This is a genomic window from Streptomyces sp. NPDC043427, from assembly GCF_056436655.1.
The window spans coordinates 296330-310096 of the sequence record NZ_JBWKCC010000003.1 but is presented as its reverse complement, the minus strand read 5'-3'; the positions used below and the strand labels follow the sequence as shown (position 1 = coordinate 310096).

Sequence of the window (13767 nt, the reverse complement as noted above, 5' to 3'; positions counted from 1 at the left end):
CGAAGAGGAGAACCCGGCAGACGCTCACGCGCCCCAACCGGCCTGCTCCCCTCCCACCCGCTCGGCAACGATCTTCTCGGCCCACCCGGACGCCTTGTACGCCGCGATCGGCTCCGGGCCCAGCCCCATCTCCCCGCGCACCTCACGCAGCAACGGCCGCACATCCGTGTTGTACGCGTCCATCAGCACCGCATTCGCCTCAAGCACATCACCGGAAACCTGAGCGGCAGCCAACGCCGCCCGATCGACCAGCAGCGCCTTCGCGGTCGCTTCCTGCACATTCATCACGGACCGGATGATCGCCGGAATCTTCGCCTCGATGTTGTGGCACTGATCCAGCATGAACGCCACCTCGGAGGTGAACCCACCCCCACGCACGACCTCGTACATGATCCGGAACAGCTGGAACGGATCCGCCGCCCCCACCATCAGGTCGTCGTCCGCGTAGAACCGCGAGTTGAAGTCGAACCCCCCGAGCTTCCCCTCCCGCAGCAGCGTGGCGACGATGAACTCGATGTTGGTCCCCGGCGCATGGTGCCCCGTGTCGACCACGACCTGGGCCTTCGGCCCCAGCTTGAGGCAGTGCGCGTACGCCGTGCCCCAGTCCGGAACGTCGGTCGTATAGAAGGCGGGCTCGAAGAACTTGTACTCCAGCAGCATCCGCTGCCCGTCCCCGAGCCGCTCGTACACCTCGGCCAGCCCCTCGGCCAGCCGGTCCTGCCGACCGCGTACATCGTCCTGGCCGGGATAGTTCGTCCCGTCCGCGAACCACAGCTTCAGGTCCGTCGACCCCGTCGCGTCCATGATGTCGACGCACTCCAGCAGATGATCGACGGCCTTGCGCCGGACCTTCGCATCCGGATGGCAGATGCTGCCCAGCTTGTAGTCGTCGTCCTGGAACGTGTTGGAGTTGATGGCACCCAGCTTCACGCCGCGCTCCTCGGCGAACTTCGCGAGTGCCGCGTAGTCGCCGACCTTGTCCCACGGAATGTGCAGGGCCACGGTCGGCGCCACCCCGGTGAAGGCGTGCACCTGGGCCGCGTCCTGGAGCTTCTCCTGCGGAGTGCGCGGCACGCCCTGCTGGGCGAACACCTTGAAACGGGTCCCCGAGTTCCCGTACGCCCACGACGGCGTCTCGATGGCCTGGGTCTTCAGCGCGGCTTTCACCGCGGCGAGATCGGTCACTTCGGGCTCCTGTGACATCGGGTTGGCGGGCTTCCGGTATGAAACGATTCAGAAGGGGAAGTTATGAGCCGCCCGAAGAGCTGTCAACCCCTCTCCCCGGCCCTCTTCGTCGTGACCGGCGCGTGAACTTCGGCTATCGAAATTTTTTCGAGACGGACCCATTGACGTGACATGGGTGGCGTGCCTAACGTCCCGGCAACCCAGTTGAAACCTTTCACGACGTCGTGGCGGCCTTCCGCCGGCGTCGTCGAGGAGCCACCCATGACCCACCCGTCCGACACGGGACCCGCCCCGGTGCTGGCGCTGAAGGACATCTCGAAGTCCTTCGGCGCGGTCCGCGCACTGCGAGGCGTCTCCCTGGAACTGTTCCCCGGCGAGGTGCACGCCCTCGCCGGTGAGAACGGTGCGGGCAAGTCGACCCTGATCAAGACGCTCGCCGGGGTGCACCGTCCGGATGCCGGCCAGGTGCTGCTCGACGGTGAGCCCGTCGTCTTCCACGGCCCGGGCGACGCCCGCGACGCAGGCATCGCCGTGATCTATCAGGAGCCCACGCTCTTCCCCGACCTGTCGATCGCCGAGAACATCTTCATGGGCCGCCAGCCGCGCCGCGCCCTCGGCCGCATCGACCACAAGGCCACCCACGCGGCCACGGCCGCCCTGATGACGCGCCTCGGTGTCGAGCTCGATCCCGACCGGCCCGCCCGCGGCCTGTCCATCGCGGACCAGCAGATCGTCGAGATCGCCAAGGCCCTCTCCTTCGACGCCCGCGTCCTGATCATGGACGAGCCGACCGCCGCCCTGACCGGCAGCGAGGTCGCCCGCCTCTTCGGCGTCGTGCGCACCCTGCGCGAACAGGGCGCGGCGGTGCTGTTCATCTCGCACCGCCTGGAGGAGATCTTCGAGATCTGCCAGCGGGTGACCACCTTGCGCGACGGCGCCTGGATCGCCAGCGAGCCGGTCGAGGGCATGACCGAGGACGACCTGGTGCGCCGCATGGTCGGCCGCGACCTGGACGAGCTCTACCCGAAGCAGGACGTCAAGCCCGGCGAGGTCGCCCTCAGCGTCCGCCGCCTCACCCGCGAGGGCGTCTTCACCGACGTCTCCTTCGAGGTCCGGCACGGCGAGATCGTCGGCCTCGCGGGCCTCGTCGGCGCCGGCCGCACCGAGGTCGCCCGGGCCGTCTTCGGCATCGACCGCTGGGACGCGGGCGAAGTGGAGGTGCAGGGACGCCGGTTGACGAACGGCGCCCCCTCCACGGGCATGGCCGCCGGCCTCGCGCTCGTCCCCGAGGACCGGCGCGCCCAGGGCCTGGTGATGGACATGTCCATCGAGCGCAACATCGGCCTGACCGGCCTGCGTACGACCGTGAAGGCCGGGCTCATGGACCGCGGCGCCGAGCGCAGCCGGTCCCTCGACTGGGCCGTCAAGCTCCAGGTCAAGTACGCCCGGATCGCCGACACCGTCAACACGCTCTCCGGCGGCAACCAGCAGAAGGTCGTCCTCGCCAAGTGGCTGGCGACCGGACCCAAGGTGCTCATCGTCGACGAGCCCACCCGCGGCATCGACGTCGGCACCAAGGCCGAGGTCCACCGGCTGCTGTCCCAGCTGGCCGCCGACGGCGTCGCCGTCCTGATGATCTCCTCCGACCTGCCGGAGGTCCTCGGCATGGCCGACCGCGTGCTGGTGATGCACGAGGGCCGGCTCACCGCCGAGATCCCCCGCTCCGAAGCCACCGAGGAAACCGTGATGGCCGCAGCCACGGGGAGGGCCGCGTGAGCCGGGGGTACCGCCCACGCCCTTCAGGCAGTGGGGGAGCGCGCGCGGCCGCCGGGCCGCAGACGACAACGAAAGCCGCACCTTTGCGCCGCGCGGGCAGAGAAGCGAACGATAGGACAGCGGCATGACGGTGATCACCCCGAACGAAGCCCCCGCCGCCGAAGTGCCCAAGTCCAGCGGCACCCGGCTGGTCGACCGCGTCTTCAAGATGCGTGAACTCGCCATCCTGGTCGTCTTCCTGGTGATGATCGCGATCACCCAGGCCGGCAACAGCGAGTTCCTCTCCGAGCAGGGCATCAAGGACCTGCTGCTGAACGCGACCATCCTGGTCCTGGTCGCCACCGGACAGTCGCTGGTGGTCATCACCCGCAACGTCGACCTGTCCGTCGGCTCGACCCTCGGCATCACCGCCTTCGCCGCCGGCACCTATCTGCACGGCGGCGGCAACCCGGTCGTCGCGATCGCGCTGGCGATGCTGCTCGGCATCGGCGTCGGACTGCTCAACGGCCTCCTGGTCAGCCTCGGCCAGGTGCCCGCGCTCGTCGTCACCCTCGGCACGATGTACATCATCCGCGGCGTCGACTCCATCTGGGTCGGCTCCCGGCAGATCACCGCGGCCGACCTGCCCGGCGGATTCGTCGACTTCGGCTCCGGCGGCCTCTCCGCCGTGCCGTATCTGGCCCTGATCGCCCTCGCTGTCGTGATCGCCACCGCGTACTACCTCAAGCACTTCGGCAGCGGCCGCGAACTGTACGCCCTCGGCTCCAACCCGGAGGCCGCCCGCCTCGCCGGCATCCCGGTGCGCAAGCGGATCCTCGTCGCCTACACCTTCTGCGGCGCCCTCGCCGGCCTCGCGGGCGCGCTGTACCTGGCCCGGTTCGGCAACGTCGACTCCGGCACCGGCAACGGCTATGAACTCACCGTCGTCAGCGCGGTCGTGGTCGGCGGCGTCGTCTTCACCGGCGGCTCCGGCAGCGTCTACGGCGCCGCGCTCGGCGCACTCCTGCTGACCTCCATCAACGGTGTGCTGCCCGCCCTCGGCGTCAGCTCCGTCTGGGTGCTCGCCATCAACGGCATCCTGCTGCTCCTCGCCATCGCCGTGGACCGGATGGTCGCGCTGCGGGTGGCGTCGGCCCTGAAGAAGAGGAACGCCCGCCATGCCTGAGTCCGGATCCCTTGCGAGCCACGCGAGCCGCTGGTCCGCCTCACTGAGGTGGGACCAGGCCGTCGGCGCCCTCCTGATCGTCCTGCTGCTGTTCTCCTTCTCCTTCGTCGACGGCTTCGGCAACGCCTTCAACCTGTCGTTCCTGATCGGCAGCACCCTGCCCATCGCGCTGATCGCCCTGCCGATGACACTGCTGGTGGTCTCGGGCGAGATCGACCTGTCGGTCGCCTCCACGGCGGGGCTGTCCGGTGCGGTGATGGGCAAGCTGTGGAACGAGGGCATGACGATCGAGGCGATCATCCCGGTCTGCCTGCTCCTCGGCATCGTCTGCGGACTCGTCAACGGCCTGCTGGTGACCCGGCTCGGGCTGCCGTCCCTCGCCGTCACCATCGGCACCCTCGCCGCCTACCGGGGCATCGCGCAGATCGTGCTCGGCTCCGACGCGGTGACCGACTTCCCCACGCAGTACCTGGACTTCGCGGCCGGACGCATCGGCGACACGTTCATCCCGTACGCCCTCCTGCCCTTCCTGGTGCTGCTCGCGATCGCCGTGGTCGTCCTGCACGCCACCCCGTTCGGGCGGTCGCTGTTCGCGATCGGCGCGAGCGAGGAGGCCGCGCGGTTCGCCGGCATCCGCGTCAAACGGCAGAAGCTGCTCCTGTTCACGGTGACGGGACTGATGGCGTCCCTCACCGGCATCTTCTGGGCGCTGCACTACTCGAGTGCCCGGTACGACAACGCGACGGGACTGGAACTGTCCGTCATCGCCGCCGTGTTGCTCGGCGGTATCGACTTCGACGGCGGCAAGGGCACGCTCGGCGGCGCGATCGCGGGAGTCTTCCTGCTGGGTGCGTTGCAGAACGTGATGAGCCTTCAGGATGTCTCCGCGCAGTCGCAGATCGTCGTCACCGGCGTCCTGCTCGTCGTCTCCGTGCTCGGCCCCCGGGTCGCACGCCAGATCTCCGTCGCCAGGGCCGGGCGCAGAGCCGCCTCAGCGCCGGTGTCCAAGGTCCCCACGCCTGCCTCGTAACTCATCGCCACCCCTCGCCCTTCCCGTAAAGGAACCACCATGCGCAAGTCGTCGATCCGTCGTGCCTCCGCGGCCCTCGCCGCCGCGACCTCCCTCGCCCTCGCCCTCACCGCCTGTGGCGGCACCACCAAGGAGGACGTGAAGAACGAGAGCACCGGGGCCGCGGCCTCGGGGGGCAAGGCCGACCCGAACGCGGCCCTGAAGAAGGGGCTGACCGTCGGGTTCCTGCCCAAGCAGGTCAACAACCCGTACTTCACCTCCGCCGACAAGGGCGGCGAGACGGCCCTGAAGGAGCTCGGCTCCAGCTACAAGGAGGTCGGCCCCTCCAGCGCCACCGACACCTCCGGCCAGGTGAACTACGTCAACACGCTCACCCAGCAGCGCGTCGACGCGATGGCCGTCTCCGCGCAGGACCCGGGCGCGCTGTGCCCCGCGCTCAAGCAGGCCATGAAGAACGACATCAAGGTCGTCACCTACGACTCCGACACCACCGCCGACTGCCGCAGCGCCTTCGTCTCGCAGGCCAGCGCCGAGGACCTCGGCCGCACCGAGGTGCAGCTGCTCGCCGAGCAGATCGGCTACAAGGGCGAGATCGCGATCCTGTCGGCCGCGCAGACCGCGACCAACCAGAACACCTGGATCGACTTCATGAAGGAGGAGCTGAAGGACCCGAAGTACAAGGACGTCAAGCTGGTCAAGGTCGCCTACGGCGACGACGACGCCCAGAAGTCCTTCCAGCAGACCCAGGGCCTGCTCCAGGAGTACCCGAACCTGAAGGGGATCATCTCCCCGACCACCGTCGGCATCAAGGCCGCCGCCCAGTACCTCTCGGGCTCCAAGTACAAGGGCAAGGTCAAGCTGACCGGCCTCGGCACCCCCAACGACATGCGCAAGTACGTCAAGAACGGCACCGTCGACGGCTTCGAGCTGTGGGACCCGGCGAAGCTCGGCGAGCTGGCCGCCCGCACGGCCGTGGCGCTGGTGTCGGGGCAGATCACCGGCAAGGAGGGCGAGACCTTCAAGGCCGGCGACATGGGCTCGTACACCATCGGCAAGGACGGCGTGATCAGCCTCGGCAAGCCGACCGTGTTCGACAAGAAGAACATCGACCAGTTCAACTTCTGACATCCGGAGGGTTGTTGATGCAGCGCGTGTGCTTCCTGCTGAAGGTCAGGGCGGACCGCCTCGACGAGTACCGCGAGCGGCACGCCGCCGTGTGGCCCGAGATGCTCGAAGCCCTCTCGGCCACCGGCTGGCGCAACTACTCGCTCTTCCTGCGCGAAGACGGCCTGCTGGTCGGCTACTTGGAGACCGAGGACTTCGCAGCCGCCCAGGCCGGCATGGAGGCCACCGACGTCAACGCCCGCTGGCAGGCGGAGATGGCGCCGTTCTTCGAGTCGCTGGACGGCGCCCGGCCCGACGAGGCCATGAAACCGCTCACCGAGGTGTTCCACCTCGCCTGACCCCCGCACCCGCAGTTCCCGCTCGCCGACAAGGGAGTCCCCCGAGATGAACAGACGTACGCTGCTGGGCGCGGCCCTCGCCGGTGCCGTGGCGGGCCCCGCCCTCGCCTCCGGCACCGCCCGGGCCGCCGACCCCGGTCCCTCGGTCAGCCGCACCGGCACCACCACCCTGGACAGCCAGGCCATCTTCTTCGTGTCGTACGACGGCCTGGTCAACAACAACTCGTTCCAGAAGAACGGACTGCTGACCTACAAGGGCTACCAGTACGCCGTCTGGTACACGGCCGACCGTAACGCCGTCGTCGGCCGCCGCGTCCTCGGCGGCAGCACCTGGTCCACGGTCAAGGTCGGCCACACCCTCAAGACCAACGACTCCCACAACGTCATCTCCATGGGCGTCTCCAGGATCGACGGCCGCCTCCACCTCAACATGGACTCCCACAGCGACGGCTTCACCTACGTCAAGTCGGTGGCAGGGCTCATGGACAACCCGGCCGGCCTGAGCTGGACCACCAGCCGCTTCGGCGCGCCGCAGTCCACGCTGGACGGCCTCGCGCTCACCTCGCAGTTCACGTACCCGCAGTTCATCTCCACGCCCGACGGCAAGCTCCAGCTGAGCTACCGCGTCGCCATCTCCGGCAACGGCCGCAACGCCCTCGCCGAGTACGACGGCTCGACCTGGACCAACCTCGGCGAGTGGTCCAGCTCCACCGGCACCTACACCAGCGAGCACGGCTCCTCGACGGCCCGCAACATGTATCTGCACGGCATCGACTACGACAAGAACGGCCGACTGCACGCCTTCTTCACCTGGCGCGAGCAGAACGGCGCCGTGATGTGCAACAGCGGCGGCATCACCAACCACGACACCGGCTACGTCTTCTCCGACGACCGGGGCCGCACCTGGCGCAACAACGCGGGCACCGTCGTCGGCACCACCGGCGGCTCCGACAAGGTGGCCGTCACCGACAGCGGCCTGGTCGTCGACCCGCTCAACCCGGACCACTCCCTGATGAACCAGGAGAGCCAGTTCACCGACTCCGCCGGCCTGCCGCACGCCGTCATCAGCTACGTTCCCGGCCGTTTCGGCCAGTGCACCACCAACTACGTGGCCGACCGCACCGCCAACGGCCGCGCCTTCCACGTCCGCAAGAACTCCTCCGGCGCCTGGCAGAAGACCGAGATCCCGGTCCCGCTGGGCTCCAGCCAGCGCACCAAGCTGCTCCTCGACAAGTACGACAACGCCTACGCGGTCTTCCCCTTCGGCCGGATAGCGGGCGCCTCCAAGGCGTCCGGCTACACCGACTGGAGCATCCTGTTCGACGGCAGCGGCCTCAACGCCTTCGGCGAGGTCGTCATCGACGAGATGCGTGTCCGGACGGACAACGTGCTGTCGTTCATGTACCAGGAGAAGTCCAGCGGTACGACCCCGTCGGCGCTGCACGTCGTCGACTTCGCCCTGCCCGCATGAGAGGGACCGGCGGGTGCTGCCGTGACGGTAGTGTGAAGGCGTACCCGCCGCCCCTCGTCCTTCTGGAGGTCCCCGCCTGATGGCACAGTCGGTGGGTATCAAGGATGTCGCCCGTGCCGCCGGAGTCTCCGTCGGCACGGTGTCGAACGTCATCAACCGGCCGGACAGCGTCGCCACCGAGACCCGGGCGCGTGTCCAGTCCGCCATAGACCGCCTCGGCTACGTCCGCAGCGAGTCCGCGCGACAGCTGCGCGCGGGCCGCAGCCGGATCATGGGGCTGCTCGTCCTGGACATGGGCAACCCCTTCTTCGTCGACGTCGCGCGCGGCGCCGAGCGGGCCGCCCGGGACGCCGGGCTCGGCGTGATGGTCTGCAACAGCGCCGAGAGCGTCAGCGAGGAGGCCGAGTACCTGTCGCTCTTCGCCGAGCAGCGGGTGCGGGGCGTGCTGCTCACCCCGGCGGACGCGACCGGCCGCAACATCGAGTCGTTCCGCCGGCACGGCATCCCCTTCGTCCTGGTGGACCGGGTCGCCGAGGGCACCACCGAGTGCTCCGTCTCGGTGGACGACGTGGCGGGCGGCGCCCTCGCGGTACGGCATCTCGTCGACGCCGGACACCGCTCCATCGCGTACGTCAGCGGCCCGCCCGGCTTCAACCAGGTCCGCGACCGCCGCACCGGTGCGCTGAACGCTCTTCAGGAGGCCGGGCTCGGTCCGGAGTGCCTGCGCGAGCTGCCCACCGAGCGGCTCGACGTCGCCGCGGGACGTGACGCCGGGGCCCGCCTGCTCGGCCTCTCCGACCGCCCCACCGCCGTGTTCTGCGCCAACGACCTGCTGGCGCTGGGCGTGCTGCAGGCCATGTTCGCGGCCGGAGTCGACGTCCCAGACGACCTCGCGATCGTCGGCTACGACGACATCGAGTTCGCGGCGGCCGCGGCCGTCCCGCTCACCTCGGTGCGCCAGCCCGCCGTCACCATGGGCGCGCTGGCCGCCGAACTGCTCCTGGAGGAGACGGAGGAAACCGCGCCGGGCATCCCGGCCAAGCCGCACGAACACCGGCGCGTGGTGCTCCAGCCCGAGCTGGTGGTGCGCCGCTCCAGCCTGTCGGCCCGCTGACCAGCGGTTCAGTAGCCTCGGTCCGCCCGCTGAGCGGGCATTCAACAGCCGACCTTGATCCCCGGGGCTCCCGCAGCCGCCCGGACTGTGCTGAACTGGGACGCGGCCCGCACCCCGACCGCCCCTGGAGTCCCGTTGACCGCCGGCTACCGCCAGCCCGGCCTCGTCCTCACCGACCGCCACTTCACCGTGCCGCTCGACCACGAGGACCCGGACGGGGAGACGATCGAGCTCTACGCCCGTGAGGTCGTCGCGAGCGACAAGGCGCACCGCGACCTGCCGTGGCTGGTCTACCTCCAGGGCGGCCCCGGCTTCGGCGCCCAGCGCTTCGTCGGCAAGCAGGCGTGGCTCGCCCGCGCCCTGGAGGAGTACCGCGTCCTCCTCCTCGACCAGCGCGGCACCGGCCACTCCACCCCGGCCAACCGCCAGACACTCCCGCTGCGCGGCGGCCCCGCCGAACAGGCCGACTACCTCGCGCACTTCCGCGCCGACGCCATCGTCCGCGACTGCGAGACGATCCGCCCCACCGTCACCGGCGGCGCCCCCTGGACCGTCCTCGGGCAGAGCTTCGGCGGCTTCTGCACGGTGAACTACCTCTCCACGGCCCCCGAGGGCCTGAGCGCCGCGATCGTCACCGGCGGCCTGCCCTCGCTGGACGCCCACGCCGACGACGTCTACCGCGCCGCCTACCCGCGCATCGAACGCAAGGTGACCGCGCACTACGCCCGCTACCCCCAGGACGTCGAACGCGCGCGGCGCATCGCCGAGCACCTCGCCCAGGAGCCGGTGGTCCTCCCGAACGGCTACCGCCTCACCGTCGAGGCCTTCCAGTCCCTCGGCATCCTCCTCGGCGGCAGCGAGGGCAGCCACCGGCTGCACCACCTCCTGGAACACGCCTTCGTCCGCACCCTCCAAGGCCCGGCCCTGTCCGACGCGTTCCAGGAAGAGGTCCAGAACCTCCTGTCGTACGCGGGCCATCCCTTGTACGCCCTCGTCCACGAGGCGATCTACGGCCAGGACGCCCGTCCCACCGCCTGGTCGGCCGAACGCGTCCGCGCCGGGTTCCCGCAGTTCGACGCGGCGAAGACCCTCGCGGGCGACGGACCGCTGCTCTTCACCGGCGAGACGATCCACCCCTGGATGTTCGACTGCGACCCCGCGCTGCGCCCCCTGCGCGAGACCGCCGAGCTGCTCGCCGCCCGTACCGACTGGCGGCCCCTGTACGACCGCGCCCGCCTCGCCGCCAACGAGGTACCGGTCGCGGCGGCCGTCTACCACGACGACATGTACGTCGACACCGCACACTCCCTCGACACCGCCCGCGCGATCCGCGGCCTGCGCACCTGGGTCACCGACGAGTTCGAGCACGACGGCGTCCGCGCGGGCGGCCCGCGTGTCCTGGACCGGCTGTTGGCCCTGGCCCGCGACGAGGTCTGACAGGCTGGCCTCATGACCGAGCCGACGAACACCCAGCTCCAGCCCATGCCGGACGACTGGCGGCGCGCCCTCGCCGTCGTCGCCCATCCGGACGACCTCGAGTACGGCTGCTCGGCGGCGATCGCCGCCTGGACCGACGGCGGCCGGGAGGTCGCCTATGTGCTCGCGACCCGCGGCGAGGCGGGCATCGACACGCTGGAGCCGCAGAAGTGCGGCCCGCTGCGGGAGCGCGAGCAGCGGGCGAGCGCGGCGGTGGTCGGGGTGTCGTCGGTGGAGTTCCTCGACCACCGGGACGGTGTCGTCGAGTACGGCACCGCCCTGCGCCGTGACATCGCCGCCGCGATCCGCCGGCACCGCCCCGAGCTGGTGATCACCCTCAACCACCGGGACACCTGGGGCGGCGTCGCCTGGAACACCCCCGACCATGTCGCGGTGGGCCGTGCCACCCTGGACGCGGCGGCGGACGCGGGCAACCGGTGGATCTTCCCGGAGCTCGTCGGGCAAGGCCTCGAGCCGTGGAACGGCGTGCGGTGGGTCGCCGTCGCCGGATCCGCCTCCCCCACCCACGCCGTGGACGCCACGCCGGGCCTGGAGCGCGCGGTGCGCTCCCTGCTCGAACACCGCACGTACATCGAGGCGTTGACCGATGAGGACCCGGAGACGTACGTCCGTCAGTTCCTGACCCGGAACTGCGAAGCCACGGGGGAGCGGTTCGGCGGGAGGCCGGCGGTGTCCTTCGAGCTGTTCAGCAGGTAGCCGAGGGGCGGAGGCGGTCCGGGGCGCACGTAAGCTGGCCGTCATGTCAGATCGAACAGCCGACCGGGCCGCGCTGCGCGGCGACTGCGCGCAGTGCTTCGGCCTGTGCTGCGTGGCTCTTCCCTTCGCCGCCTCCGCGGACTTCGCCCTCGACAAGGACGCGGGCACCCCCTGCCCCAACCTGCAGGACGACCACCGGTGCGGCATCCACGCGAAGCTGCGTCAGAAGGGGTTCACCGGCTGCACGGTCTACGACTGCTTCGGCGCCGGACAGAAGGTCTCGCAGGTGACCTTCGGCGGCCAGGACTGGCGCACGGGGTCGCGCGAGCACGCCCGCCGCATGATCGACGTGTTCCCGGTCGTCCGGCACCTGCACGAACTGCTCTGGTACCTCACCGAGGCCCTCGCCCTGCCCGCCGCCCGCCCGATCCACCCCGACCTGCGCCGGGCCCTGGACCTGACCGAGCGGCTCACCCGGCAGACCCCCGACGAACTCGCGGCGCTGGACGTGGGTGCCCACCGCGAGCAGGTCAACGTGCTCCTGCTCAGGACCAGCGAACTGGCCCGGGCCGGGACACGCGGCCGCGGCAAGAACCGCCGGGGCGCCGACCTGATGGGCGCCCGCCTCCGGGGCGCCGACCTGCGCGGAGCCAACCTGCGGGGCGCCTATCTGATCGCCGCCGACCTGACGGGGGCCGACCTGCGTGGCGCCGATCTGATAGGCGCCGACCTGCGCGACACCGACCTCACCGACGCCGACCTGACCGGCGCGTTCTTCCTCACCCAGCCGCAGCTCAACGCGGCCCGGGGGAGCGTCGGCACCCGGCTGCCGGAGTCAGTCACCCCTCCCGTGCACTGGACAGCGGGGCTCTGACGACGGCTCCTCCACGGCGGGGGACACCGGGGTGGTGACGGGGTGCCGTCGCTGAAGGCGCAGCCGCAGCCCGTCCGGCATCAGCGTCAGGCGTTCGGTCACCCGGAGCCGGTAGGCCGGGTCCGGGACCAGGTCGTACCGGCGCAGCAGCATGCCGAGGACCAGCATGGCCTCGTGCAGCGCGAACTGGCGCCCGATGCAGGCCCGTGCCCCGGTCCCGAAGGGCTTGTAGGTGTGCGGGGCGCGGGCGCGTACCGCCTGGGCGTCGAAGCGGTCCGGGTCGAACCGGTCGGCGTTCGCGCCCCACACCGCGGGGTCCCGGTGCAGCATCGGGATGAGGACCAGGGCCCAGGCTCCCCGCCGCATCGGATGGTCGCCGGCCAGCTCCGTGTCCTCGAGGGCCTCCCGCGCGTAGGCCGGCGCGGTCGGCCACAGGCGCAGTGCCTCGTCCAGCACCCGGCGGACGTACCGCAGCTTGGCCACCTGGTCGTACGCCGGTACGGCTGCGTCGCCCCACACCCGGTCCACCTCGGCGCGGGCGCGGGCCGCGATGTCGGGGTGCCGGGAGAGGTAGTGCAGGGCGAAGGAGAGCGCGCCCGACGTCGTCTCGTGGCCGGCGATCAGAAAGGTGATGACCTGTTGGCGCACGTTCTTCGCCGACAGCCGCTCCCCGGTCTCCGGGTGGGCGGTCTCCAGCATCCGGTCGAGCAGGTCGCCGTTCCCGCTCCCGCTCGCCGACCGGCGGGCTCGCACGAGGCCGTCGACCGTGCGGTTGAGGTAGGCGATGTCGGCCTCGTTGCGGCGCGCCGCGCGCCGCAGCAACAGCCGTGACGGCACGGTGTCGAGGAGCAGCGCGTAGGTGAGGGTGCCCACCATCGCGGTGACGAAGGGGTGGGGGCGGGTGCGTTCGAAGGAGCCGAAGTCGTGCCCGAACCCGGTGCGCGCGATGGTCTCCAGGGTCAGCTTGGTCATGTCGCCGGGCACGTCGACGGAGCGGCCGGCCGCCGTCGCGCGGTCCCAGTGGGCGGTGAGCTGCTCGGCCACGGACAGCATCATCGGGTGGTAGGCCGCCATGGCCTCACGGCTGAAGCCCGGGGCCAGGACGTCGTGCGCCAGCTGCCAGTTGGGCTCGTGGTTGTACGCCGTGAAGAGCGCGTCCCCGGCGACGGGCCGCAGGTTGGCTATGCCGAGGCCGACGTGCTTGGCGAAGCGGGCCTCGTCCGCCAGGTCGGCGGCGAGCCCGGCACCGCCCACGAACACGAACTCCCTGCCGAATCCCTTGCGTCGGAAGATCGGGCCCAGGCGGCGGGCGAAGCGGATGTTGTCCTGCAGGGGGGTTTTCCTGCTCACGCCCAACAGGTCGCCGGCCCAGGGCAGTCGGTACGGCGGATGCGGAATGCGGTGCAGCTCGGGCCAGCCCGCCGCGGCACCGCGCGGCCCCTTCGTCGGTACGGCCCCCGTCGTCGTCGCCATGACGCGATCTCCCTTGAGTCAGC

The 13767-nt window shown here is 70.6% G+C and carries 12 protein-coding genes; 10 read left to right on the top strand and 2 right to left on the bottom strand.

From position 1 onward, the window contains the following. Positions 1–24 precede the first annotated feature (24 nt). Positions 25–1185 carry an L-rhamnose isomerase gene (gene rhaI / locus AC067M_RS08715; protein ID WP_478696267.1) on the bottom strand — a complete coding sequence of 387 codons (1161 nt, stop codon included), beginning with the start codon at positions 1183–1185 and terminating at the stop codon, positions 25–27. A gap of 261 nt (positions 1186–1446) precedes the next feature. Between rhaI and AC067M_RS08710 the strand changes: the two genes are divergently transcribed. From AC067M_RS08710 to AC067M_RS08665, 10 genes are all read left to right on the top strand, one after another. Then, entirely contained in the window at positions 1447–2961 is a 1515-nt protein-coding gene (locus AC067M_RS08710) for a sugar ABC transporter ATP-binding protein (RefSeq protein ID WP_478696266.1), read from the top strand. Positions 2962–3085: 124 nt separating this feature from the next. Beyond that, positions 3086–4126, top strand: a complete 1041-nt coding sequence (locus AC067M_RS08705) for an ABC transporter permease (RefSeq protein WP_478696265.1) — start codon at positions 3086–3088, stop codon at positions 4124–4126. Continuing rightward, positions 4119–5156, top strand: coding sequence for an ABC transporter permease (locus AC067M_RS08700; RefSeq protein WP_478696264.1), 1038 nt, complete (start codon positions 4119–4121; stop codon positions 5154–5156). Before AC067M_RS08705 ends, AC067M_RS08700 begins: the two co-directional genes overlap by 8 nt. Positions 5157–5195: 39 nt before the next feature. After that, positions 5196–6281, top strand: a complete 1086-nt coding sequence (rhaS, locus tag AC067M_RS08695) for a rhamnose ABC transporter substrate-binding protein (protein ID WP_478696263.1) — start codon at positions 5196–5198, stop codon at positions 6279–6281. A gap of 17 nt (positions 6282–6298) precedes the next feature. Continuing rightward, positions 6299–6619 (top strand): L-rhamnose mutarotase, encoded by a 321-nt coding sequence (locus AC067M_RS08690; protein ID WP_389518105.1) that lies wholly within the window; start codon positions 6299–6301, stop codon positions 6617–6619. A gap of 46 nt (positions 6620–6665) precedes the next feature. Then, the gene (locus tag AC067M_RS08685; protein ID WP_478696262.1) at positions 6666–8090 is read left to right on the top strand and encodes a BNR repeat-containing protein; all 1425 of its coding nucleotides are present in this window, start codon (positions 6666–6668) and stop codon (positions 8088–8090) included. Positions 8091–8169: 79 nt separating this feature from the next. Continuing rightward, a complete protein-coding gene (locus AC067M_RS08680; RefSeq protein WP_478696261.1) occupies positions 8170–9204 on the top strand; it encodes a LacI family DNA-binding transcriptional regulator in 1035 nt (344 codons plus the stop codon). A 135-nt stretch (positions 9205–9339) separates the two neighbouring features. Further along, on the top strand, positions 9340–10641 hold the full coding sequence (locus AC067M_RS08675) for an alpha/beta fold hydrolase (RefSeq protein WP_478696260.1): 1302 nt from the start codon (positions 9340–9342) through the stop codon (positions 10639–10641). Between the two features lie 12 nt (positions 10642–10653). After that, on the top strand, positions 10654–11397 hold the full coding sequence (locus tag AC067M_RS08670) for a PIG-L deacetylase family protein (protein WP_478696259.1): 744 nt from the start codon (positions 10654–10656) through the stop codon (positions 11395–11397). Positions 11398–11440: 43 nt separating this feature from the next. Continuing rightward, the gene (locus AC067M_RS08665) at positions 11441–12271 is read left to right on the top strand and encodes a pentapeptide repeat-containing protein (protein WP_478696258.1); all 831 of its coding nucleotides are present in this window, start codon (positions 11441–11443) and stop codon (positions 12269–12271) included. Here AC067M_RS08665 and AC067M_RS08660 read toward each other — a convergent pair. After that, a complete protein-coding gene (locus AC067M_RS08660; RefSeq protein WP_478696257.1) occupies positions 12233–13744 on the bottom strand; it encodes a cytochrome P450 in 1512 nt (503 codons plus the stop codon). The genes AC067M_RS08665 and AC067M_RS08660 overlap by 39 nt on opposite strands. Positions 13745–13767: the final 23 nt, after the last annotated feature.